We start from the raw sequence: 23,724 nt of genomic DNA, 5'->3' as shown, positions 1-23,724 counted from the left end.
TTGAGTTGTAAACTTAATGACTAACTACAATGAACGGTAATTGCTAACCCACCGCGTGATGTCTCTCGATACTTAGCATTCATATCCTTGCCAGTTTCGTACATTGTTTCAATCACCTTATCAAGCGATACAATCGCCGCCGTAGTACGTCTTAATGCCATACGCGTCGCATTAATTGCTTTGACTGCAGCAATCGCATTGCGCTCAATACACGGAACTTGCACTTGACCATCAACCGGATCACAAGTTAACCCTAAATTATGCTCCATACCAATTTCGGCAGCCATACAAACCTGCTGAGGATTACCGCCCAACAATTCAGCTAAACCAGCCGCCGCCATTGAACAAGCTACGCCAACTTCACCTTGGCAACCAACTTCTGCACCAGAAATAGAAGCATTTTTTTGATAAAGTAATCCGATGGCTCCGCAAGTTAAAAAATAGCGAATAAAAATATCTGTGGATACCGGATCAATAAATTTATCATAATATGCAAGTACTGCAGGAATGATGCCACAAGCGCCATTGGTTGGTGCTGTTACTACTCTGCCACCGGCAGCATTTTCTTCACTAACCGCTAGCGCAAACATATTTATCCAATCAATAACAATCATTGGATCATTATTACTTTTGCTAGTTAATAATTGCCGATAAAGCGCATTTGCTCGACGCGGAACCTTTAGCGCACCCGGTAATAATCCTTCGGTATTCATACCTCGTTTAATACAATCAAGCATTGTTTGGCCAGCTAAAGAAAAATAATTTACTATTTCATCATAACTGTGCAGTTGTAACTCATTTTTTAGCACAATACTGGATACCGACAGCGAATTATCATCACAATGGCTCAATAACTGTGCTGCGCTAGAAAAAGGGTAAGGTAGCTTAACCGCATTCTGATCTTGTTGGGCAAATAACGCCTCTTCAACAATTTTGCCCCCACCCACGGAATAATAAGTTTTTTGGGCGATAAGCTGATCATCATGATAAGCGCTTAACGTCATACCATTTTCATGTAGTGGTAAAAAGGTAGAATGAAAGATAATACTCTCGCAGGAAAAATCAACTTGGTATTTACCGTTATATATTGGTAGTTTACGACAGTGATTGATAGTTTGAATAAAATGCGGGATCTGGTCAATATTGACGGTATCAGGTTTTTCGCCAGCTAATCCAAGTATAATTGCAATATCAGTATGGTGGCCTTTCCCCGTCAGTGACAAAGAACCATATATATCGGCCACAATTTTAGTCACTAACGACATTTGTCCATTATCAATAAGCTCATCAACAAATGCTTTACCTGCTCGCATTGGACCAACGGTGTGTGAACTTGAAGGACCTAAACCAATTTTGAATATATCAAAAACCGAACCCATGTTATCCCTTTTTGTAATCTTCGACTTGCTCTAGTTTATAAATAAACAAACGACTTATATTTAGTGCTATATTATGGTGATAACAATTGCCGAATCAAGCCATTAATTGAGATTAAATCTTCATCCTAAAATAAATTTTAATAAAAAGTTGCGGAACAGTTTTTTTGAAAGAAAATTTTAGATTGAAAACCGCTAGTTATATAATTTTGTGAAACCAACTCTTACTTAGCGCACTTATTTGATTATTATCATTTCTTAGCAAATTATTCATATGAATAATAAGTACAGGTAATACCTGTATCATAATCTAAAATATGTAACTCTCCACCAGTAAACCTATCTATGTGGAAAAAATCTGGTTTTTTCTTTAAATAAACTTTTCGTAATCTATCAATACCAATAAGATATTTATTTCCCTCTTTAATATAAAAATCCTGTTTATCTGCATCTGCTGGGACTATTTGTTGGCAAGTTTTACAGTTTTTGCCATAGTCATATTTATCATTTTCCGACTCGCCCGGATAATAACAGCGATCTTCTATCCACATTTCGTTGGTAATTTCTTGATAACTAAAATCAACCAAATGATATGTGACAATTTTAGAAGGAAAATATAAAACCAGTGCAATCAAAAAAAGGAAAAATAAATAATGCACTAATTTATATATGACAGTTTGACGTTTTTGCATAAAGGTTCTTTTATCTTAATTTTATAGTTATAAAAAATGCGGAACAGTTGTTTAAAAGCCAATTATAGAATAAAAAAACCGCGCAATATTTTTATATCGAATCATAGTAACAAACAACACCTAAATCTGACCGTATAATTTCCATAAAGCCACCAGACAATATTTCAGATGTGTCGTGGAAAAAACTAGGTTTTTCTTTTAATATCAATTTACCATAAAACTTATTTTCAAAATATAAATCGCCATCATCAGTAATGGTAAAATGGTCATCAGGCTGAATAAAACTATCACAAGGACATTCCATTATATATTCCTTTGTATTAGACAGTCGACTACAACCATCAGTTCGCCAATAAAACTCTAATACCTCTTGATAACTTAAATCAAACAGATGATATTTAGTACATTTAATCGGCCAATATAAAATAAGTACAGCTAAGAAGAGAAAAAATAAACGTTGTTTTAATTTAGGTATGTTCAATTTGTCCATATTGTTTAGTAACTTATTCTCAATAAAAGAAAATTTATCACATATAAACATTTATAACCATATTTACTAATAAAATTACTTTTGTGTTGCGCTTGGTACTGCTAAACTAGCTAACATTTTTATTATATTTATATATAAATTATTTTTCAGGATAAATGTATGCGAACCAGTAAATATCTTCTATCTACATTAAAAGAAACGCCAGCAGATGCTGAAGTAATTAGTCATCAATTAATGCTACGTGCCGGTATGATCCGCAAAGTTGCTGCCGGATTGTACACATGGTTGCCCACTGGTTATCGCGTACTAAAAAAAGTGGAAAATATTGTTCGTGAAGAAATGAATAAAGCCGGTGCAATTGAAGTATTAATGCCAGTGGTACAACCTGCCGATATATGGCAAGAAAGTGGCCGCTGGGAACAATATGGCCCTGAATTATTACGTATTAAAGATCGTGGCGATCGTGATTTTGTCTTAGGGCCAACTCATGAAGAAGTGATCACTGACTTACTTCGTAATGAAGTAAGCTCTTATAAGCAATTACCGCTTAATGTATATCAAATTCAAACTAAATTCCGCGACGAAGTCCGCCCTCGTTTTGGTGTGATGCGTTCACGTGAATTTATTATGAAAGATGCATATTCGTTCCACACCTCGCAAGAGTCATTACAAGAGACGTACGATGATATGTATAAGGCATACAGTGCGGTATTTACTCGGGCTGGCTTAAATTTTAGAGCGGTACGTGCTGATACTGGCTCAATTGGTGGTAATTGGTCACATGAATTCCAAGTATTAGCGGATAGTGGCGAAGATGATATCGTCTTTTCAACGGAATCCGATTATGCCGCCAATATTGAAATGGCACAGGCTCAAGCACCAACTCAAACACGCCAAGCGCCAACGAAAGAGATGCAATTGATAGATACGCCTGATGCCAAAACAATTGATGAATTAGTTGCACAATTCAATATACCAGTTGAAAAAACCGTTAAAACGTTAATGGTTAAGGCAACTAAAGAGAGTGGTCACCAACTTGTGGCTCTATTAGTCCGTGGTGATCATACGTTAAACGAAATCAAAGCAGAAAAAATTGATATTGTGGCATCACCACTTGAGTTTGCAACTGAAGATGAAATTCGTGCCTTAGTCAATGCAGGACCTGGCTCTTTAGGGCCGGTCAAGCTCAGTATGCCAACTATAATTGACCGTGATGTCGCAGTAATGAGTGATTTTGCTGCAGGTGCTAATATTGACCATAAACATTACTTTAATATCAATTGGCAACGCGATGTTGCTCTACCTCGTATCGAAGATATTCGTAATGTGGTTGAAGGCGATATTAGTCCTGACGGCAAAGGCACATTGCAAATTAAACGAGGCATTGAAGTTGGGCATATCTTCCAACTTGGGACTAAATATTCAGAAGCCATGAAAGCAACTGTCCAAGGTGAAGATGGTCAAAATCATGTGATGATCATGGGTTGTTATGGTATTGGCGTTAGCCGAATTGTTGCTGCTGCGATTGAACAATGTCATGATGAACGCGGAATTATATGGCCTGAAGCGATTGCACCTTTTACTGTTGTTATTATTCCAATGAATATGCACAAATCAGAAAAAGTACAAGCAACGGCGGAAAAACTTTATGCTGATCTTCAAGCCGCTGGTATCGAAGTATTATTTGATGACCGAAAAGAGCGCCCAGGTGTTATGTTTGCTGATGCTGAATTAATTGGTATTCCACATACTATTGTTATTGGTGATCGTAACCTCGATAATGGTGATGTCGAATATAAACATCGTGCTGGTGGCGATAAAGAGTTGATAAAGGTTAACGATATCGTTGAATTTATCAAACGTCGTCAACAATAAATTTAACAATTAAATTAAAGTTTTACTAATGTATAGAACACAACAATTAATGGCTCACTATTATTTTAAACTGCGCAAAATAACGAACCTTTTCTTGTTGTGTTGTTTAGCTTTTATTATTAGCAGTTGCCAATCTAACATTAATTCCTCACCCTTTCCCAATAATTTTTATCAAGTTTCAAACGATATCTATCGTTCTGAACAACCTAATCTAAAACAGATAGTGCTACTCGATAAAATAGGCATTAAAACTATAATTAATCTGCGATTATGGCATAGTGATCGGGATAAAATTGCTAATACAGGGATTTCTGAGGTTTGGATTAATCTTCGAGCCGGCAATATTACCGATAAAAAAATAATCCAAATTCTTAAAACAATCAAAAACTCACCTAAACCAATATTGATTCATTGTTGGCATGGCAGTGACCGGACTGGTGTAGTTATTGCGATGTATCGCTTAGTCTTTCAAAATTGGAGTAAACGTCAAGTTATTGATGAATTAATGCAACCTGAATTTGGCCATCATTATAATATTTATCCTAATATACAAAACTATATTAAAAATGTTGATGTTGAACAAATTCGCCACGCGGTATTTGATTAACATCATTTTTTAAATTATTAAATCGAGTAAATTAAATAATATAATGGTAATAGCTCAAATTGATAAAAAATTCAAAGTGATATTGTCTTTTTTTTAAGCTAGAATACTAAACTATTAATCTTTTTATGAGTTAAAAGTATGTTAAAAAAAGCAATCGCATTGGTATTATCAACATCACTATTATTGCAAAATGCATCCATTGCCTATGCTGCAGATAATATTAAACTACCTGATATAGGAACAGCAGCCTCATCTACACTAAGTATCGGGCAAGAAAATGAGATGGGTGATTATTATATGCGTTTGTTACGTGGTAGTGCTCCTATCGCCAATGATCCTGTCTTAAATCAATATATTAATGATTTGGGTAAAAAATTGGTGTCTAAATCAGAATCAGTACAAACCCCCTTCCATTTTTATGTGATGAAAAGTAATGTGCTTAATGCCTTTGCTTTTTTTGGTGGAAATGTTGTTATTCATTCTAGATTAATAATGGATACCGACAATGAAAGCCAATTAGCTTCAGTTATGGCTCACGAAATTGGTCACGTTACGCAACGTCATTTAGCGCGTGCGATGGAGGCCCAAAATAAAAATAGCCCTTATGTGTGGGGGGGAGCATTAGGTTCGTTATTATTAACCCTAGCTAATCCAGAAGCTGGTATAGCGGGAATAACAACCACCATGGCAAGTTCAGCTCAAAGTATGATTAGTTTTACTCAATCAAACGAACAAGAAGCGGATAGAGTTGGGCTTAGAACATTAGCTAAAGCAGGATTTGATCCTTATGCTTCTTCCGAATTTTTACAAAAACTAGCGGATGAAAGTCGCTTTAGTAGTAAACCACCGGAAATTTTAATGACTCACCCATTACCTAATAGCCGCTTGTCAGATATCCGTAATCGATCACTGCAATATTCTAAAAAAAATATACCTTCTTCATTAAGCTATTATTTAGCCAAGGCAAGAATAGCAATATTTATGGGGAATAGTAATACCGCTAAACTGTTGATTAATGATTATCGTAAATTGAATAGTGATCAGGGTAAAAAAGCACTGAGCTATGCCATCGCACTAAATTATTACAATAATCAAGATACAGCACGGGCGAAAAATGAATTACAACCGTTATTAGATAATGACCCTGATAATATTTGGTATATTGATTTAATGACAGATATTGATTTAGATAGTAATGATAGTAGTACTGCGATTACTCGTCTGCAAACGGCATTAAAGCGATCACCGGATAGCACAGCCTTACAATTAAACTTAGCTAACGCTTATATAAAAGCTGGCAAATATCAGCAAGCCGTAAGTTTATTACATCGTTATACATTTGATCACAATGATGATACTAATGGTTGGGATCTATTGGTTACCGCTTATGGTGGATTAAAATCAAGAGCTCAAGAAATGAGTGCCACAGCAGAATTAATTGCGCTTAAAGGAAGATTTCCTGATGCAATTCAATTGTTAACTAATGCCAAAACACAAGCTAAAGGTAATCAAACATTAATTTCCAAAATTGATGCAAGAATTAATCAATTAAAACAATTACAAAAACGTTACGCAGTTTATAGCAGAAAATAATCTAAATATTACTCGGCTAATTGCTTAATTAGCATTAGCCGAGAAAACATGATAAAAATAACGGTAATTAATTGGTTAAATGATCAACATTATTATAAAACTTAACTGAAAATTCACCTTCTGGATTATCTTCAGTTTGTTTGTAGTTAACTAGACTAATACTAGTATTTAACACTCGAGGAAAATAATCTTGATCTCGATGTCGACGCCAATCTCCACCATTTAAAACACAAAGTAATATTCGTAACACCGTACCATGTGATACCACTAAAATATTACCTTTATCTTGTGGTGCATTTTTTACAATAACGTTTAATGCCTCTTTCATGCGAGAAAGTATATCAAGGTAGTTTTCACCTTGGTTAATAGAGGCATCAAAGTTCCCTGGATCGGTTAAATAAGTTGTAAATTCGGGGATTTCTTTTTTTAATAAAGGAACATGCTTTCCTTCCCAAATGCCAAAATCCATTTCTCGTAAATTATCAAGCTCAGTGCTAGGTATGACATTGTCATTTTCATGAATAATATAATCTCGAGTTTCCATAGCACGTTGTTGAGGGCTAGAATAAGCTTGTATAAATGGCGTATTTTTTAAATACTTTCCAGTTATTTTGGCCCCTAAAACACCATTTTCAGTCAAAGGCGAATTTTTCGAGCCTTGCATCTGATCTTTAATATTCCATTCGGTTTGTCCGTGTCTAATTAAATATAAATTAAGATCTTTCATTCTTATTAATTACCTTCTCATCTTATCATTGTTGATATTTATCATTTCTAATCTGGGTTAAGCAATTTTGCAATATTTCATCCATTGGCGCATGTAATTGCATCTCTTGCATAGTTTTAGGATGAATAAATTTTACATTAGCTGCATGTAAAAATAGTCTGTTAAGTTTGCTTTTAACTAATAATGCATCAAACTGGTTATCACCATAACGATCATCAAATGCAATCGGATGATTAACATATTGCGTATGTACCCGAATTTGATGAGTTCGTCCGGTTACTGGGCTAGCTTTTATTAAAGTTGCAAAACCAAAGCGTTCTTCTACTTTGAATCGTGTTTCCGATGGTTTGCCTTCGGCATCCACTTTAACTACACGTTCACCACTTTTAAGTACATTTTTTAATAATGGTGCTTGTACAACTTTACATTCAGAAGGCCAATTACCTTTCACTAAAGCTAAATAATTTTTTTGCATCTGTTTCAAACGCAGCTGTTCATGTAGTGCTTTTAATGCCGAGCGTTTTTTAGCAATAAGTAAAACACCGGATGTTTCACGATCGATACGATGCACTAATTCTAAAAATTTGGCTTCTGGTCTTAATGCTCTTAATCCTTCAATCACCCCAAAACTTAAGCCACTACCACCATGTACGGCAATTCCAGATGGTTTATTGATAGCTAAAATCACATCATCTTCATAAATAATTGATTTTTCTAAATCAGCAACTTTATTTAGTTTTTTGGAAATTTCAGGAACCGTTTTTTCTGAAACACGAATCGGTGGAATTCGAACTTCATCGCCGATGACCAATTTATATTCAGGTTTAATACGCTTTTTATTAACGCGCACTTCTCCTTTTCTAAGTATGCGATAAATCATACTTTTAGGTACACCTTTAAGGTAGGTGATTAAAAAGTTATCAATTCGCTGTGTCACATTTTCTTCGGTAATGGTGACAAATGAGACTTGTAATTTTGTTTGTTGAACATTTGAGTCCATAGGAAAAGCTTAATCCACCCTTAATTAATAAAAGTCGTTTAATATTATTTAAAAATAAACTACACTACAGGCTATAAGAATAAAATAGTTTAATTTTAATAATCTATAACATTGAGTTGATTATAGCGGAATATGGAGGAATAAAATAGTATGTTGTCTTTACTCAATCAATACTCTCGAGGTAGATATGCCTGGTTTTTATTATTTCTTTCCACCGCTATTTTTGAATTAACCGCCCTCTATTTTCAATATGGTTTAGGCCTAGCCCCTTGTACTTTATGTATTTATCAACGTTGTGCAATTTATGGAATTATGTTTGGTAGCCTAGTCGGTCTTCTTGCACCAAGTAAACTCATTTTTCGTTTAACCGGTATTTTCATCTGGTTAGTTAGCGCTATTAAAGGTTTCAATCTGGCAACCTTTCATGCTCATTTACAATTTGAACCGAATTTAACTGATACTTGTGCAATCAATGTCCAATTCCCGTCTTGGTTGCCTTTGAATAAATGGTTACCAAGTATGTTTAATGCTTATGGTTCTTGTTCAGAGAAAATTTGGTCATTTTTAACTATTGAAATGTCACAATGGATGATTATTATTTTTTCTGGTTATTTATTGGTCGGTTTAGTAATCCTCTTTAGTCAATTTTTTTCAACTAAAAAAAGGTCAATCTGGAGTAATTAGACTTTTTTCAACTAGCACTTTTTGTTGAGTTTGTTAGAATGTGTGGCAATTTAATTTTACAAATTATCACACATACATGCTTTTGGAATATCATCCCCCCATTGATCCTTGGTTAACTATTTTATATCAAGATGACCATATTGTTGTGGTTAATAAACAACCTGGTATTTTGTCTGTCTCAGGAAATAAACCGCAATTTATCGATAGTATTATTCATCGTTTACAACAAAAATATAGTTATGTTGAATCTGTGCATCGTCTAGACATGGCAACGAGTGGTATTATGGTTGCCGCTTTATCTAAATTAGCGGATCGAGAAATCAAAAAGCAGTTTAGAGAACGTATACCTAAAAAAACTTATATCGCCGTAGTTCATGGTCATCTTGAACATGACAGTGACCAAGTCGAATTACCGTTGATTTGTGATTGGCCTAATCGTCCAAGACAGATGGTAGATCATGATAATGGCAAATATGCATTAACGCATTACCAAGTTATTTGCCGTAATAATGATAATACCACGCGAGTGGCACTATTTCCTTTTACCGGACGATCTCATCAACTCAGAGTACACATGCAAGCAATTGGCCATCCCATTTTAGGCGATAAATTTTATGCTCATCCGGAAGCATTTTCGATGTCAAACCGGCTATTATTACATGCTCAACATCTCACCATAAACCACCCTAAAACAGGTGAAAGTATGACGTTTTGTTGTGACCCTGATTTTTAAAATTTAACTATATTATCAACTTTTAATATTCGATTTGCTAATTACGATATAAACCAAACTTGTTTTATCATGGAGCCAAAAAATGCAAAAAATTGTTTTAGCCACTAATAACCAAGGCAAAGTCAGTGAATTACAAACGCTTTTAGCCGATGCTGGATTTGCTGTTGTCGCCCAAAATACCTTCAATGTTCCTGATGTCGAAGAAACCGGTTTATCATTTATTGAAAATGCTATCTTGAAAGCAAGACATACCGCAAAAGTGACGCAATTACCGGCAATTGCGGATGATTCTGGTTTAGTTGTTGATGCACTTAACGGTCAACCGGGTATCTATTCGGCTCGTTATGCTGGAGAACATGGGAATGATAAAAGTAATAATGAAAAGTTATTGCTTGAATTAAAAGATGTGCCGAAAGAAAAAAGAACAGCATACTTTTATTGTGCACTCGCTTTTATGCAACATGAAAATGATCCAACACCAATCATCTGTCTAGGTAAATGGAATGGATTAATTTTAAATCAACCTCATGGCAATGGTGGTTTTGGTTATGATCCATTATTCTACATTCCTGAACTTAATTGCAGTGCGGCAGAACTAACTAAAGAACATAAAAGTCAAATTTCTCATCGTGGACAAGCTTTAAAACAGTTAATAGCTAAGATAAAAACCGACTATTAGCTAGATTATTGGTTCTTTGCCGACGGTTTCTTTTCATAAATTGCACATGTTGAATTAAACAGGATATACTAGGTGTACCAATTATTTTGGAGTTGATATTGTGATATTGTTTATTGTAAGTGGCCGCTCAGGTTCAGGAAAATCAATTGCATTACGTGCATTAGAAGACATGGGATTTTACTGTGTTGATAATATTCCTGTCGCTTTATTACCACAACTTGCAGAGTCATTAAAAAATAGCAATACACCGGTTGCAGTTAGTATAGATATTCGAAATTTACCGGCTAACTTCAATTTTAACCAAGATATATTTCAGCGGTTACCTTCCTCAGTTACGCCAGAAATAATCTTTTTTGATTGTAGCCGTAATACGCTAATCCAACGTTATAGCGAAACCAGACGAATACATCCGCTGAATAATCAAAAATATTCTTTAGAAGAAGCCATCGATCTTGAAGAAAAATATTTAGAACCATTAAAGTCACATGCCAGTTTGCTGATCAATACAGATAATCTTTCCGTTCATGAATTATCCAATATTCTTCGTTCTCGAATTTTAGGAAAAAAAGAACGGGAATTAACCATGATCTTTGAATCGTTTGGCTTCAAACATGGTTTACCTGTTGATGCTGATTTCGTGTTTGATGTCAGATTTTTACCTAATCCACACTGGGACATCACGTTAAGACCGTTGACAGGCCTAGATGTACCAGTAAAAGACTTTCTATTAAAACATAACGAAGTTACCAATTTCATCTATCAAACCGCTAATTATTTACAACAATGGTTACCGATGTTAGAAAAAAACAACCGTAGCTATTTAACTATTGCCATTGGTTGTACCGGTGGTCAGCACCGTTCAGTTTTTATTGCTGAACAACTAGCCGATTTTTTTAAAGCACAAAATAAACAAGTTCAAATTCGCCATCGAACACTTGAAAAAAAATAGCTACTGCGGTTTGACAAGATTAAGATTAGGTAATTTCTCAAAACGTTTTTTAAATTTTTCAAAAATATATTTAAGAGTTGGTTTATGTTTAGGTGGTAATGGTGTAATTAATTGACTAATTTTAACTAATTCAATATTGCTCGGCAAATTAGCTAATTTTTCCCGCAAAACATTAACTGTCTCAGGATATGGATGGCCAATAGCAATAGCATGACCATTTTTTTGCGCAATTTTCACTGCCAGATCAAACTGTTGACTAATGGCACTCTCTGTTTGCTGAAAATCTAAAAAAACATCACGCTCAACAACGGCGATGTTATAGTCACTTGCCGTGTTTTTTACTTGAGTTTTCCCTATCGTTTTACTATCTAGAAAAAACAATGCATGATGACGCAACGCTTTCATAACCTTATGCATCCCATCGAAATCGGATGTCATTAAGCTGCCCATATGATTATTCACCCCAATTGCATAAGGAACACTCGACACTGCTTCGTCCAATACTCTTTTAACTTCAGCTTCAGTCATATCAGGAAATAAAGTGTCTTTCTCTAAAGATTGTTTACCCATAGGCGCCATAGGTAAGTGAATAATCACCTCATTACCATGTTGATGAGCACGGGTTGCTATCTGTTTAGCATTAGGTGAATGAGGTAAAACCGCGATGGTAATATTGGGTGTAAATGAAATAATTTGCTCTTCATTGTGTTGACGATAACCAAAATCATCAATCACTACGGCAAGTTTTGCAGCAAACACACTGTTTACATTTAACCATAATATCCCTAGGTAAAATAGATGTTTAATCATTTTAACCAACCACTAGGATCTAGTGCTTTGCCATCTCGGCGAATTTCAAAATAAAGTCCAGAGGTATTTTGACCACCACTGGAGCCAACAATAGCAATTGGCTGATCGACTCGAACACTATCACCAACTTCAACTAAAACGCGTTGGTTGTAACCATACAAACTCATATCACCTTTACCATGCTCAAGTGCAACCACAAAACCATAACCTTGCAGCCAACTTGCCAGAATAACTCGTCCGTCGGTAATGGCCTTAACTTGCGATCCATCTTTGGCATTAATTACCAATCCCTTCCAACGAAGTTCACCTTGTAACGGTTCACCGAATTGATGAGCAATAGTGCCATTTATCGGCCAGCGGTATTGATGTTCTGGTTTGCCGATACCACTAATTCGAGCCATTAATGCTCGTTCATCTGCATTAAGTGTATAATTTTTATTTTTCTGTTTCTCTTGAATATTTCTTGCTTGTCTTGCTTCTTCTTCCGCTATTCGACGACTTTCTCTTTCTGCTTCAACAATTTTAGCCTGCAATTTTGCTTCATTTTCTTTAAGCTGGGCTAATTTTTGCTGATTCTTTTCCATTGATGATTCTAAAGAATTGATGGTTTTTTGCCGTTTTTGGTGATTTTTTTCTAACGCTATTTGCTCTTGTTTCTGCTTATTATGTAAGTTTTTCTGAGTGGCTTGTTTTTTTTGTAAAGCATCTTTCTTCTCATTGAGTTGTAATTGGGTTTCATGAAGCTGATTAATTTTTTGTTGTCTGGCTTCATTGATATAACGAAAATAAGTAATTAAGCGTTCATTACGCTCACTTTGTTCGCTAGCGAAGATCAACTTAAAATTGGTATTCTTTCCTAATTTAAATGCACTTTCTAACTGTCTGGATAACTCTTCTTGTTGTTGCTGCTGTTTAATGGTTAGCTCATCAATTTGCTTAATTAAACTAGCTATTTCCTTAGCAAGTTTTTTAAGAGTTAGACCTTTTTTTTCAATCGAGGTGAGTAAATTAGCAATTTCAGTTTCTTGATCTTTAAGATCATTAATCAATTGAGTTCGTTTTTTTGTTTGTTGTGCTAAACGCTTTTCTTGTTCTACAATTGAACGACGTAATGATTCTAATTTTTTATTATCATTAGCATACACCAAGGGCGTATTCATCAATCCAATAAAAAAAATAATCAATAATTTTTGATAAATAGACATGGCCTTTTTATTTATGATTTATTACCAAGCAAGTTAGATAACTTCACTATACCTAGAAATAAGTCAAGATGCAAAATGAAAACTCTCTTAGGTAACTTAATCAATATAAAGTAATTTGACATTTCACAAGCACCAATAAAAAGTATAAAATGTATCACTATTTAATTTGTAGAAAAAATTAATTCAACCACAAAGATAACATCATGCAAAAGTTTAATGTCAAAACCTTTCAGGGTTTAATACTTACGTTACAAGATTATTGGGCTAATCAAGGTTGTACAGTGATTCAGCCATTAGATATGGAAGTCGGTGCAGGAACTTCTCATCCAATGACCTGTTTAAGAGCACTTGGTCCGGAACCAATTAACGCCGCCTACGTTCAACCTTCTCGTCGCCCTACTGATGGTCGCTATGGTGAAAATCCTAATAGGTTACAGCATTATTACCAATTTCAAGTTATCTTAAAGCCATCACCGGACAACATCCAAGAGCTTTACTTAGGTTCATTAAAAGAACTTGGTCTTGATCCAACCGTTAATGATATCCGTTTTGTTGAAGATAATTGGGAAAATCCAACATTAGGTGCCTGGGGATTAGGTTGGGAAGTTTGGTTAAATGGTATGGAAGTCACCCAATTTACCTATTTCCAACAGGTTGGTGGACTTGAATGTAAACCCGTTACTGGTGAGATAACTTATGGTTTAGAACGCCTTGCTATGTATATTCAAGGTGTCGATAGCGTTTATGATCTAATCTGGAGTGATGGCGCCTTTGGTAAAACCACTTATGGTGATGTTTTCCATCAAAACGAAGTTGAACAATCCACCTATAATTTCGAATACGCTAATATTGATTTCTTATTTTATTGTTTTGAACAACATGAAAAAGAAGCCAAAATGTTACTCGAGTTAGAAAAACCACTACCACTACCGGCTTATGAACGTATTTTAAAAGCCGCTCACTGTTTTAATTTACTTGATGCCCGCAAAGCAATTTCGGTAACTGAGCGACAACGTTATATATTGCGTATCAGAACATTAACCAAAATGGTGGCTGAAGCATATTACGCGTCTCGTGAAGCCCTTGGCTTCCCAATGTGCCAAAATTCAAGTTCTAACCAAAATGCATCTAAGTAGGAATTGATATATTATGCAAAAAACATTTCTAGTAGAAATCGGTACTGAAGAGTTACCACCGAAATCACTTCGTACTTTGGCTGAAAGCTTTGCAGCTAATTTTATTGAACAACTTGATAATGCTAACTTGGAGCATGGTGAAGTGCTTTGGTATGCATCACCACGCCGTTTAGCTTTAAAAGTTTTAAATTTGAATGATACGCAACCAGATAGCCAAGTTGTAAAGCGTGGTCCAGCGGTAAGTGCGGCATTTGATGCAAACGGCAATCCAACTAAAGCAGCGGAAGGTTGGGCTCGAGGTTGTGGTATTGATGTCTCTCAAGCGGAGCGCATGCAAACAGATAAAGGCGAATGGTTATCTTATACTCACAATCAAAAAGGTCAGGCTGTCGTTAATTTATTATGTGATATGGTTAAAAACGCCTTAAGCAAACTGCCTATTCCTAAACCTATGCGTTGGGCTGCTCGCCAAGTTGAGTTTATTCGACCAAGTCATACAGTAACCATGTTATATGGCGATGAATTAGTTCCCGGTGTTATTTTGGATATTCAATCAGATCGAATCATTCGCGGACACCGCTTCATGGGCGAGCAAGAATTTACTATTGATAATGCTGACCAATATCCTGAAATTCTTGAACAGCGCGGTAAAGTTATCGCCGACTATAATAAACGAAAATCAATTATTAAACAGCAAGCTGAAACAGCCGCAGCCCAACTCAATGGTAAAGCAGATTTAACTGAAAGCTTACTTGAAGAAGTATCATCATTGGTTGAATGGCCAGTAGTATTGACAGCAAAATTTGAAGAGAGATTTTTGGAGGTTCCAGCTGAGTCATTAGTCTACACCATGAAAGGGGATCAAAAATATTTTCCTGTTTATGATAAACAAGGAAAACTATTACCAAACTTCATTTTTGTTGCCAATATTGAATCAAAAGATCCACAAGTGGTTATTTCGGGTAATGAAAAGGTGGTTCGTCCACGCTTAGCTGATGCCGAATTTTTTTATAAAACAGACTTAAAACAGCGTTTAGCTGATCGCCTTCCACGCCTTGAAACGGTTCTGTTCCAACAACAACTTGGTACAGTTAAAAATAAAGCGCTTCGTATAGAAGCCTTATCAGGCTTTGTTGCGGAAAAAATTGGCGCTGACATTGAACAAGCAAAACGAGCAGGAAAATTAACTAAATGCGATTTAGTTACCAATACGGTATTTGAATTTCCCGAAACACAAGGCATCATAGGTCGCTATATAGCGATTAAAGATGGTGAAACTATTGAAGTCGCCACCGCTATAGAAGAGCAATATAAACCGCGTTTTTCCGGTGATGAACTACCAAGTACCCCTGTTTCTAGTGCAGTATCTATTGCAGAAAAAATGGATACATTGGCCGGTATTTTTGGTATCGGTCAGCACCCTAAAGGTGATAAAGACCCATTTGCTCTTCGACGTGCAGCTATTGGCGTATTACGCATTATTGTTGAAAAAAAATTACCGCTTGATTTGGTTGAGCTAGCAAATTTTGCCGCATCATTATATGGTGATAAATTAACCAACAACAATGTCGTTGAAGACATTGTCAATTTTATGCAAGGTCGATTCCGAGCATGGTATCAAGAAAAAGGATTCGCGATAGATACCATTCAGGCTGTTTTGGCAATCAATCCAACCAAACCCGCAGATTTTGATACTCGTGTTAATGCGGTAACACATTTTAGAACGTTACCTGAAGCATCTTCGTTAGCCGAAGCAAATAAACGCGTATCAAATATTTTGTCTAAAACCGAAAACGCTATCCCTGAAAATATTAACGCTTCATTGCTTGAAGCTGGTGCTGAAGGCGAGCTAGCCATGCAAATAGCAATATTGACAGACAAGTTAGCACCTTACTTTTCTGAAGGTCGATATCAAGATGCCTTAATTGAATTATCATCACTTAAAGCGCCTATTGATACATTTTTTGAAAAAGTAATGGTCATGGTTGATGATGAAAAAATTAAACTAAACCGATTGGCTCTTTTAAAGAAATTACAAAATTTATTTTTGAAAGTTGCCGATATTTCTTTACTACAATCATAACTATTGAATTAAATCTCTATACCGTGGTAATACATGTATTACCACCCATAAGGAAAAACGATGAACTCACAAAATAATTTATCTTTTTTAGTTACTTTAGAACAAACAATTAACTTTATTCGTAATCGCTTTGTGGCAATTGCGATCTCTAGCGTAGTAATTTCATTAGCTAGTTCACTATTAACTTATCTTGTTTTTGATCCAGCAACCATTACAGCAAATATGATATATTATAGAAATGCATATGATATAGTTGGTACAATATTTGGAGTATTACTTCTTTTATTTATTGTATATCTCTTCATTTCATCAGTAATGATTGGCATTATTTATAATTTATCAGCTAGTGAGAAATTTGATCTAAAATTAGTATTACAACGACTATTACCAGCGTTTTTAAATCTTTTAGGTTTTGCCTGTATTTATACTATTATAACAATTGTTATAGCTATTGTGGTTTCTTTAATTTTTGGAATTATCGGTTTTATCTTACCATCACGAGCAGCCTCCCTTTTATTAATATTATCAGGTGCAACAATTGGATTATTTATAAGTGTCATCGCATATTACTTTTGTGCTTCATTAATCCGTCCAAATTCAAAAGGATTTTTTCAAAAATTTGCTGATTGCCATAAGTTAACGGCAACACAATGGAAAGCGCCTTTGTTAATGGTTTTAATTAGTTGGGTTATAAATGTGATACTATTTTTTATTAGTGCAATGCTAGGTGATAATATTGTTGTAATGATTATTTATTCAGTATTATCTACATTTCTTAGTTTCTTTGTATATAGCTTCTTCTTCCGCTTATACAGCGCTTCTAATGTGGTTGAACAACCGAATTTAGATAATAATAATCAAAACAACCAACAAGTTATCTCTTAGTTGGTTTTTTAATGTAGTATATAGTTTAGTTTAATCATATAAATCCCTATTAATAACAATTAGTAGGGATTACTCACTCCTCACCTATAAAATTTTACTATTATGACTCCAGCCATTAGATTGCTTAAAAAGCATAAAATTAAATTCAATATTCACCAATATCAACACGATAGCCATCAAAGTCATTATGGTCAAGAAGCAGCTAATAAACTTGGGGTAGAACTTAATATTATTGCTGGTCAAATATTTAAAACTTTAGTTGTAAGTATGAATGGTGATAATAAAACCTTAGCCGTTTGTGTATTACCTGTTGATTGTACATTAGATCTTAAACAAGCCGCTAAAACTCTAGCTTGTAAAAAAATTGAATTAGCCGATCCGCAGTTAGCACAAAAAAGGACCGGTTATATAGTTGGTGGCATAAGTCCTTTAGGGCAAAAACAAAAATTACCAACACTAATTGATAATAGTGCCGAACAATATGCAACCATAATGGTTTCTGGAGGCAAAAGAGGATTAGAAATCGAAATATCACCAGAAGATTTAGCCACTGAATTAAATGCTAAATTTGCTAAATTAACGGTTTAAATGGCGCTAAATGATTGTAGCGAAAATATTCATTAATAATTGAATAGCGAAAAACGAAGATTAAATTAGTGTTGGAATGCAAAACAATAAAGCCATAACTTATTGGTTATGGCCTTAGGAAATTCACTATAGAAAGCAACAAAAATTATTTGATAGCTTCTTTTAAGCTTTTACCAGAAACGAAAGCTGGTACTTTACTTGCCGCAATTTTAATTTCTTTACCTGTTTTTGGATTACGACCAGTACGAGCTTTACGAGCATTAACTTTGAATGTACCAAAACCAACTAATTGAACTGGCTCACCAGATTTTAATGATTCAGTAATAGCAGCTAGAGTTGCTTCTAAAGCAGTTTTAGCTGCAACTTTAGTAATATCAGCTTTACTAGCAATAGCATCTACAAGTTCTGTTTTATTCATGGAATATCCTTACATATTTATTTTATTGTTAAAGTTAACATTATAAACAAAGTTGAAAACTAACTCTGCTTCTGTAAACGTGATTTAGATTACGTAGCTATTAAATGTAGTCTATATTTGCTCAATGTTAAAGAAAAATTTAATAGAAATTAAAAAAATAACGCTTCAAGTGACTTAATCGCTCAAAAAAACGCCAATATTACTAGTTTCTGCTGACCGAATGTCCATTTTAAGACCTCGAATCAAATCAATGCTTTCATTATTTTCATCAATTAATAATCGATATATTTCCCATTGCAAATCAAATTCTTCAATTACACAAGGTAGAGATGATTGTTCATCTTCCGACAGCTCAATATTGTCTTTGGTCATTTCAAATTCCGCTACAGTAGTTGCGGAGATACTGCTAACTCTGGCTGTATGTTCCACTATTTCGCCACTGATAAAAGAGTGTAGAATCTCACTCAATGCCTGACAAGCATCAATAGCAGGGTAAACCATATATGGGCTATCATTATTGACAATTGGAATTAGTGATTCTAATTTCTCGAGTTGTAAATCAAAATTGATTTTTACATTTTCAACTAACAATGATTCCCAAATAAGATCAAGAATTTTTTTATATCCAACAGCTGACAGTTCATCTTGTTGCAAATTGCAATAGTAAATAAAATTTGGGTACATTCGTTCACATAAACAAACCATAAATAAACGCTGCTTCCAGACGGGCAACTTTGCTAGCCTTAATTGAACTGGATTTTTAATCATGAATGAAACCTTTTTGACTGTTTGTGTACTGCATCAACTAAATATTGCACATGCTCAATCGGAATATCTTGGTGGATACCGTGACCTAAATTAAAAATATGACCATTATAGTGACCAAATTCTGCCAAAACTGACTCTACGTTAGACGCAATAGTTTCTTGATTGGCATATAATATTGCCGGATCTAAATTACCTTGTATGGCAATCTTACCCTTTTGGTCTATTTGATTCAAATCCACTGTCCAATCTACACCGATTGCATCACTCCCTGAGTTGGAAATAGCATTAAGCCATAAACCGCCACCTTTGGTAAATAGCGTTACTGGAACATAAGTAGTAATATTCTGGCTTTTCTTACCACGTTTTAGTTGCGATATAATTAACTGCATATAATGCAAAGAAAAATTACGATAACTTTGGTGGCTGAGTGCTCCTCCCCAGGTATCAAAGATCATAATTGACTGCGCGCCAGCCGCTATTTGAGCATTTAAATATAGAGCCACACTGTTAGCTAATTTTTCTAACAACAAATGTAGTGCTTTAGGTTCGCAATAAAGTAGCTTTTTTATTTTAGTAAATGTTTTACTGCTTCCACCTTCAACCATATAAGTTGCTAGTGTCCAGGGACTTCCAGAAAAACCAATTAATGGCACTTTTCCATCTAACTCTTGCTTAGTTATGCGAATAGCATCCATTACGTATGTAAGCGATTGCTCTGGATCAGGTATTGGCAATTGTACTATATCGTTTAAACAAGAAATTGTTTTTTTAAATTTCGGTCCCTCGCCTGTTTCAAAATATAAACCAAGCCCCATTGCATCAGGAATAGTTAAAATATCGGAAAAAATAATAGCGGCATCGAGATCAAAGCGTCGTAATGGTTGTAACGTCGCTTCACAGGCAAGTTCTGGATTTTGGCACATGGTCATGAAATCACCCGCTTTAGCTCTAAGCTGCCGATATTCAGGTAAGTATCGACCGGCTTGACGCATCATCCAAATTGGCGTGTAATCTACAGGCAAACATTGTAAAGCTCGTAAATAACGGTCGTTTTTCAATTGGCTCATTTTTTAGCTCTATAAATTGTAATAGAAGGTAAAGTACATAAAACAATATTATGATCAGATAAAAATAGTTAATCTGACTGTTATTTGCGTTCTTGGTGCTGTGACAATATGCGTTGTGCGTAACGAATCAATGTTTCGGAAATATTTTGCATCACGCTACTTTCAGGCGCAAAACGATGCCAATACAGCATACGTCTTTGGAATAAACCTTCGGTCAAATTAACCAATTCGCCATTTTTTAACTCCTGCTCGACTTGTAGCATTGGAATCATACAGCAAGCAGAACCTTGTTTAGCTAATTGAACAAAAGCTTCAGATGAGCTGGTTATATGGCAAATAACACTGCCAGGGGTAAGATTAAAGTTCTCTTGCAAGAAGGCTTGATGCATATCGTCCAAATGGTCAAATGCTACCGCTGGGGCTTTTAACAACGATGAGCGGGTTACGCCATTAGGGAAGTATTTTTTAGCAAATTCCGGAGAAGCAACAAAAATATAGTCTAATGCACCTAATAAATCCGATAAACAACCTGGTAATGGATTAGGTTGAATACTAATGGCCGCAACAACGGTTCCTAATCGCAGTAGTTCTAAAGTATGCTCCTCATCTTTGACTTGAATATCAAAACGTAAAATATTTTTATCTAATACCGGTTTTAAAGCTGGTAAAAACCATGTAGCTAAAGAGTCAGCATTAATGGCAATGGATAATGACAGTGGTGTCGTATTTTGTTCATTATCGCCTAACCATTGTTGTTCCAACAATTCTACTTGATGCAATAATCCTAAAAGATGCTCCCCTTGTTTAGTTGCTTTAGGAGGAATCGTTCTCACCAAGAGTTGCTGACCAAAAAAGCTTTCCAATTGCTTGATACGTTGCGAAACCGCTGGTTGTGTAATACACAATTTATCAGCTGCTCGTTCAAATCCCCGTTCTTTTATCACTGCATCTAATGCTTGTAATGCTCTATAATCTGGACGCTTCATAATCTCTTTACTAATGACTTGATCTACGCTTGGTCATTCAAGCTATTTTAATTTTGCAAAAAAATTCAAATCGTTTTAAAACTTTATAGATTTTCTAAAATTACTAATGATTTTTGCTTTCCAATTGGTTACTATGCCATATCTTAAATAATTTTGCTTTTAAAATTTTATTTTTTTTGATCGAAATTGGATTTACACACGGTGATATCATGACACAAGATGAACTAAAAAAAGCAGTGGGTTGGTCTGCGCTAAAATTTGTTAAACCTGATTCATTAATTGGCGTAGGTACAGGATCTACTGCAGCACATTTCATTGATGCTTTAGCTACAATGAAGGATCAGATAAAAGGAACTGTCTCTAGTTCAGAAGCCTCTACCCAAAAATTGAAAAGCTATGGCATACCAGTATTAGACTGCAATGATGTTGATAGCTTAGATATTTATGTCGATGGAGCAGACGAAATTAATCATAATATGCAGATGATTAAGGGCGGAGGCGCCGCATTAACTCGAGAAAAAATTGTATCGGCTCTGGCAAAACAGTTTATCTGTATCGTTGATGAATCCAAAATGGTAGATGTGCTCGGCAAATTCCCTCTGCCCGTAGAAGTTATTCCGATGGCGCGCTCCTATGTTGCTCGTGAATTATTCAAACTTGGTGGCAAACCCATCTATCGGCAAGGTGTGGTTACCGACAATGGTAATGTTATTTTAGATGTTCATGACCTTGTCATTGCCAAACCAATGGAATTAGAAGATCGAATTAATAGTATCCCGGGTGTGGTCACAGTGGGATTGTTTGCCAATAAAGGAGCGGATATCGCCTTAGTCGGTACCAGTTCTGGCGTAAAAGAAGTAACAAAAAGATAGATTGCAGTTTTAATTTTGCATCATAAATTGATTTAAATATAAAAAATAGAGAGGAAGAGATGGTTGTTCAAGCGTTAACTAAAGATGAAAATAAGTTTCTATTACTTGAAGGTGTTCACCCTAGTGCGATTGAAACACTTAAATCGGCAGGCTTTAACAACATCGAATATCATAAAGGTGCACTATCCCGATCCGAACTCGAAGCGGCATTAAAAGATGCAAGATTTATTGGTATTCGTTCAAGAACACATTTGACCAAAGATATCATTGATGCCGCTCCAAAACTAGCGGGAATTGGCTGTTTCTGTATTGGTACGAATCAAGTTGAACTTGATGCAGCGACAGTTAAAGGAATCCCTGTTTTCAATGCGCCATTTTCCAATACCCGTTCGGTTGCTGAACTAGTGTTAGCCGAAGCAATCTTATTACTTCGTCGTGTGCCAGAAGCTAATGCCAAAGCTCATCAAGGTAAGTGGAACAAATTAGCTACCGGCTCTCATGAAGCACGTGGAAAAAACTTAGGTATCATTGGTTATGGTCACATTGGAAGTCAATTAAGTGTATTGGCTGAATCATTAGGCATGAATGTTTATTTTTACGATATCGAAACCAAATTACCTTTAGGCAATGCTAAACAAATTTCAACTATGAAAGAATTACTTGCTATGAGTGATATTGTCAGCATGCATGTTCCTGAAAATTCAACCACCATTAAAATGATTGGTAAATCAGAAATCGACATGATGAAATCAGGTTCAATATTGATAAATGCCTCTCGCGGTAGTGTGATTGATATCGAGGCCTTAACTCAAGCACTAGAAAACAATAAACTTAGTGGTGCAGCAATTGATGTTTTCCCTAGTGAACCGGCAACCAATAGTGACCCATTCGAATCACCACTGTGTAAATTCGACAATGTGATTATTACCCCACATATTGGTGGTTCAACCAGTGAAGCCCAAGAAAATATTGGCATTGAAGTTGCAACTAAATTAGCAAAATATTCAGACACAGGGGCAACCCTTTCGGCGGTTAATTTTCCGGAAGCCTCCTTACCGATTCCGGCGAAAGGCTCTAGTCGCTTTATCAATATTCACCACAACCAACCCGGCGTATTGACAGCAATAAATACACTATTTGCCGAACAAGGTTTAAATATTTCAGCTCAGTATTTACAAACTGATGCTAAAATTGGTTATGTGGTTATTGATATTGATAGAGTAGAACAAAATAAAGCGGAAGAGTTACTGGTGAAATTAAAAAATGTAGCCGGTACAATTCGAGCAAGATTACTGTTTTAATCTGTGTTAGCCAAGCGCTCGGGTGATAATATTCAAAGTAGTGTTAAGGGATAATAGCGTCCGAGCGCATAATAATGCCTTTTGAAACAATTTAAGCGTTTTAAGGCATTACGACTGGTTACTAGCAACCCCATCCTACATAAAATTATCAAAATTGGCGTTTAATTATCTGCTTTATCAGCCAATATTTAGCGCCACAA

General features: G+C 35.3%; 24 protein-coding genes. 13 read left to right on the top strand and 11 right to left on the bottom strand.

The window, feature by feature from the left end; genetic code table 11:
- Positions 1–20: 20 nt before the first annotated feature.
- The 3 genes from DKK79_RS12945 to DKK79_RS12935 form a co-directional block, all read right to left on the bottom strand.
- Positions 21–1,379, bottom strand: a complete 1,359-nt coding sequence (locus DKK79_RS12945; protein ID WP_110424432.1) for an L-serine ammonia-lyase — start codon at positions 1,377–1,379, stop codon at positions 21–23.
- A gap of 263 nt (positions 1,380–1,642) precedes the next feature.
- Positions 1,643–2,068 carry a hypothetical protein gene (locus DKK79_RS12940; protein ID WP_110424431.1) on the bottom strand — a complete coding sequence of 142 codons (426 nt, stop codon included), beginning with the start codon at positions 2,066–2,068 and terminating at the stop codon, positions 1,643–1,645.
- Between the two features lie 91 nt (positions 2,069–2,159).
- Positions 2,160–2,558, bottom strand: coding sequence for a hypothetical protein (locus tag DKK79_RS12935; protein ID WP_146212031.1), 399 nt, complete (start codon positions 2,556–2,558; stop codon positions 2,160–2,162).
- A 159-nt stretch (positions 2,559–2,717) separates the two neighbouring features.
- On the opposite strand from DKK79_RS12935, the gene proS reads away from it, so the two are divergent.
- The 3 genes from proS to bepA all read left to right on the top strand — a co-directional run bounded on the left by proS (position 2,718) and on the right by bepA (position 6,633).
- Positions 2,718–4,433, top strand: coding sequence for a proline--tRNA ligase (gene proS, locus DKK79_RS12930; protein WP_110424429.1), 1,716 nt, complete (start codon positions 2,718–2,720; stop codon positions 4,431–4,433).
- A gap of 28 nt (positions 4,434–4,461) precedes the next feature.
- Complete coding sequence (locus tag DKK79_RS12925) at positions 4,462–5,040, top strand: dual specificity protein phosphatase family protein (RefSeq protein WP_110424428.1); 579 nt, start codon at positions 4,462–4,464, stop codon at positions 5,038–5,040.
- Positions 5,041–5,178: 138 nt separating this feature from the next.
- A complete protein-coding gene (gene bepA, locus DKK79_RS12920; protein WP_110424427.1) occupies positions 5,179–6,633 on the top strand; it encodes a beta-barrel assembly-enhancing protease in 1,455 nt (484 codons plus the stop codon).
- A gap of 67 nt (positions 6,634–6,700) precedes the next feature.
- Here bepA and DKK79_RS12915 read toward each other — a convergent pair whose 3' ends face one another.
- A complete protein-coding gene (locus DKK79_RS12915) occupies positions 6,701–7,360 on the bottom strand; it encodes a histidine phosphatase family protein (RefSeq protein ID WP_110424426.1) in 660 nt (219 codons plus the stop codon).
- 25 nt (positions 7,361–7,385) lie between these two features.
- Positions 7,386–8,360: a 23S rRNA pseudouridine(955/2504/2580) synthase RluC gene (rluC, locus tag DKK79_RS12910; RefSeq protein ID WP_110424425.1), complete on the bottom strand. Its 975-nt coding sequence runs from the start codon at positions 8,358–8,360 to the stop codon at positions 7,386–7,388.
- Positions 8,361–8,510: 150 nt separating this feature from the next.
- On the opposite strand from rluC, the gene dsbB reads away from it, so the two are divergent.
- The 4 genes from dsbB to rapZ all read left to right on the top strand — a co-directional run bounded on the left by dsbB (position 8,511) and on the right by rapZ (position 11,405).
- Positions 8,511–9,044: a disulfide bond formation protein DsbB gene (dsbB, locus tag DKK79_RS12905; RefSeq protein ID WP_110424424.1), complete on the top strand. Its 534-nt coding sequence runs from the start codon at positions 8,511–8,513 to the stop codon at positions 9,042–9,044.
- A gap of 76 nt (positions 9,045–9,120) precedes the next feature.
- The gene (gene rluA / locus DKK79_RS12900) at positions 9,121–9,777 is read left to right on the top strand and encodes a bifunctional tRNA pseudouridine(32) synthase/23S rRNA pseudouridine(746) synthase RluA (RefSeq protein ID WP_110424423.1); all 657 of its coding nucleotides are present in this window, start codon (positions 9,121–9,123) and stop codon (positions 9,775–9,777) included.
- Positions 9,778–9,859: 82 nt separating this feature from the next.
- The gene (locus DKK79_RS12895) at positions 9,860–10,456 is read left to right on the top strand and encodes an XTP/dITP diphosphatase (protein ID WP_034883825.1); all 597 of its coding nucleotides are present in this window, start codon (positions 9,860–9,862) and stop codon (positions 10,454–10,456) included.
- A gap of 100 nt (positions 10,457–10,556) precedes the next feature.
- A complete protein-coding gene (gene rapZ / locus DKK79_RS12890; protein WP_110424422.1) occupies positions 10,557–11,405 on the top strand; it encodes an RNase adapter RapZ in 849 nt (282 codons plus the stop codon).
- Here rapZ and DKK79_RS12885 read toward each other — a convergent pair whose 3' ends face one another.
- Positions 11,406–12,215 (bottom strand): divergent polysaccharide deacetylase family protein, encoded by an 810-nt coding sequence (locus DKK79_RS12885; RefSeq protein WP_110424421.1) that lies wholly within the window; start codon positions 12,213–12,215, stop codon positions 11,406–11,408. It lies immediately after the preceding gene.
- Positions 12,212–13,375 carry a murein hydrolase activator EnvC gene (envC, locus tag DKK79_RS12880; protein ID WP_220019282.1) on the bottom strand — a complete coding sequence of 388 codons (1,164 nt, stop codon included), beginning with the start codon at positions 13,373–13,375 and terminating at the stop codon, positions 12,212–12,214. Before envC ends, DKK79_RS12885 begins: the two co-directional genes overlap by 4 nt.
- Positions 13,376–13,623: 248 nt before the next feature.
- Here envC and glyQ point away from each other — a divergent pair, with 248 nt between their 5' ends.
- The 4 genes from glyQ to ybaK all read left to right on the top strand — a co-directional run bounded on the left by glyQ (position 13,624) and on the right by ybaK (position 18,112).
- Entirely contained in the window at positions 13,624–14,556 is a 933-nt protein-coding gene (gene glyQ / locus DKK79_RS12875; protein ID WP_034883827.1) for a glycine--tRNA ligase subunit alpha, read from the top strand.
- Positions 14,557–14,566: 10 nt separating this feature from the next.
- The gene (glyS, locus tag DKK79_RS12870) at positions 14,567–16,639 is read left to right on the top strand and encodes a glycine--tRNA ligase subunit beta (protein WP_110424419.1); all 2,073 of its coding nucleotides are present in this window, start codon (positions 14,567–14,569) and stop codon (positions 16,637–16,639) included.
- 60 nt (positions 16,640–16,699) lie between these two features.
- Positions 16,700–17,524: a hypothetical protein gene (locus DKK79_RS12865; protein WP_110424418.1), complete on the top strand. Its 825-nt coding sequence runs from the start codon at positions 16,700–16,702 to the stop codon at positions 17,522–17,524.
- 102 nt (positions 17,525–17,626) lie between these two features.
- Entirely contained in the window at positions 17,627–18,112 is a 486-nt protein-coding gene (gene ybaK / locus DKK79_RS12860) for a Cys-tRNA(Pro) deacylase (protein ID WP_110424417.1), read from the top strand.
- Positions 18,113–18,257: 145 nt separating this feature from the next.
- Here the strand turns inward: ybaK and DKK79_RS12855 are convergent, their stop codons facing one another.
- The 4 genes from DKK79_RS12855 to DKK79_RS12840 all read right to left on the bottom strand — a co-directional run bounded on the left by DKK79_RS12855 (position 18,258) and on the right by DKK79_RS12840 (position 21,351).
- Positions 18,258–18,530 (bottom strand): HU family DNA-binding protein, encoded by a 273-nt coding sequence (locus tag DKK79_RS12855; RefSeq protein ID WP_034883831.1) that lies wholly within the window; start codon positions 18,528–18,530, stop codon positions 18,258–18,260.
- A 174-nt stretch (positions 18,531–18,704) separates the two neighbouring features.
- A complete protein-coding gene (locus DKK79_RS12850) occupies positions 18,705–19,298 on the bottom strand; it encodes a YjaG family protein (protein ID WP_034883833.1) in 594 nt (197 codons plus the stop codon).
- The gene (gene hemE, locus DKK79_RS12845) at positions 19,295–20,365 is read right to left on the bottom strand and encodes a uroporphyrinogen decarboxylase (protein ID WP_034883836.1); all 1,071 of its coding nucleotides are present in this window, start codon (positions 20,363–20,365) and stop codon (positions 19,295–19,297) included. Before hemE ends, DKK79_RS12850 begins: the two co-directional genes overlap by 4 nt.
- Before the next feature lie 80 nt (positions 20,366–20,445).
- Positions 20,446–21,351 carry a LysR family transcriptional regulator ArgP gene (locus DKK79_RS12840; protein ID WP_034883838.1) on the bottom strand — a complete coding sequence of 302 codons (906 nt, stop codon included), beginning with the start codon at positions 21,349–21,351 and terminating at the stop codon, positions 20,446–20,448.
- Between the two features lie 209 nt (positions 21,352–21,560).
- Between DKK79_RS12840 and rpiA the strand changes: the two genes are divergently transcribed.
- Both rpiA and serA read left to right on the top strand, forming a co-directional pair.
- Positions 21,561–22,223, top strand: a complete 663-nt coding sequence (rpiA, locus tag DKK79_RS12835; protein WP_034883840.1) for a ribose-5-phosphate isomerase RpiA — start codon at positions 21,561–21,563, stop codon at positions 22,221–22,223.
- Between the two features lie 59 nt (positions 22,224–22,282).
- Positions 22,283–23,524 (top strand): phosphoglycerate dehydrogenase, encoded by a 1,242-nt coding sequence (gene serA, locus DKK79_RS12830; RefSeq protein ID WP_034883841.1) that lies wholly within the window; start codon positions 22,283–22,285, stop codon positions 23,522–23,524.
- Positions 23,525–23,724: the final 200 nt, after the last annotated feature.

The sequence above is a fragment of the Gilliamella apicola genome, from assembly GCF_003202915.1.
Classification (GTDB): domain Bacteria; phylum Pseudomonadota; class Gammaproteobacteria; order Enterobacterales; family Orbaceae; genus Gilliamella; species Gilliamella apicola_Q.
This window is presented reverse-complemented; position numbering and strand designations above follow the sequence as displayed.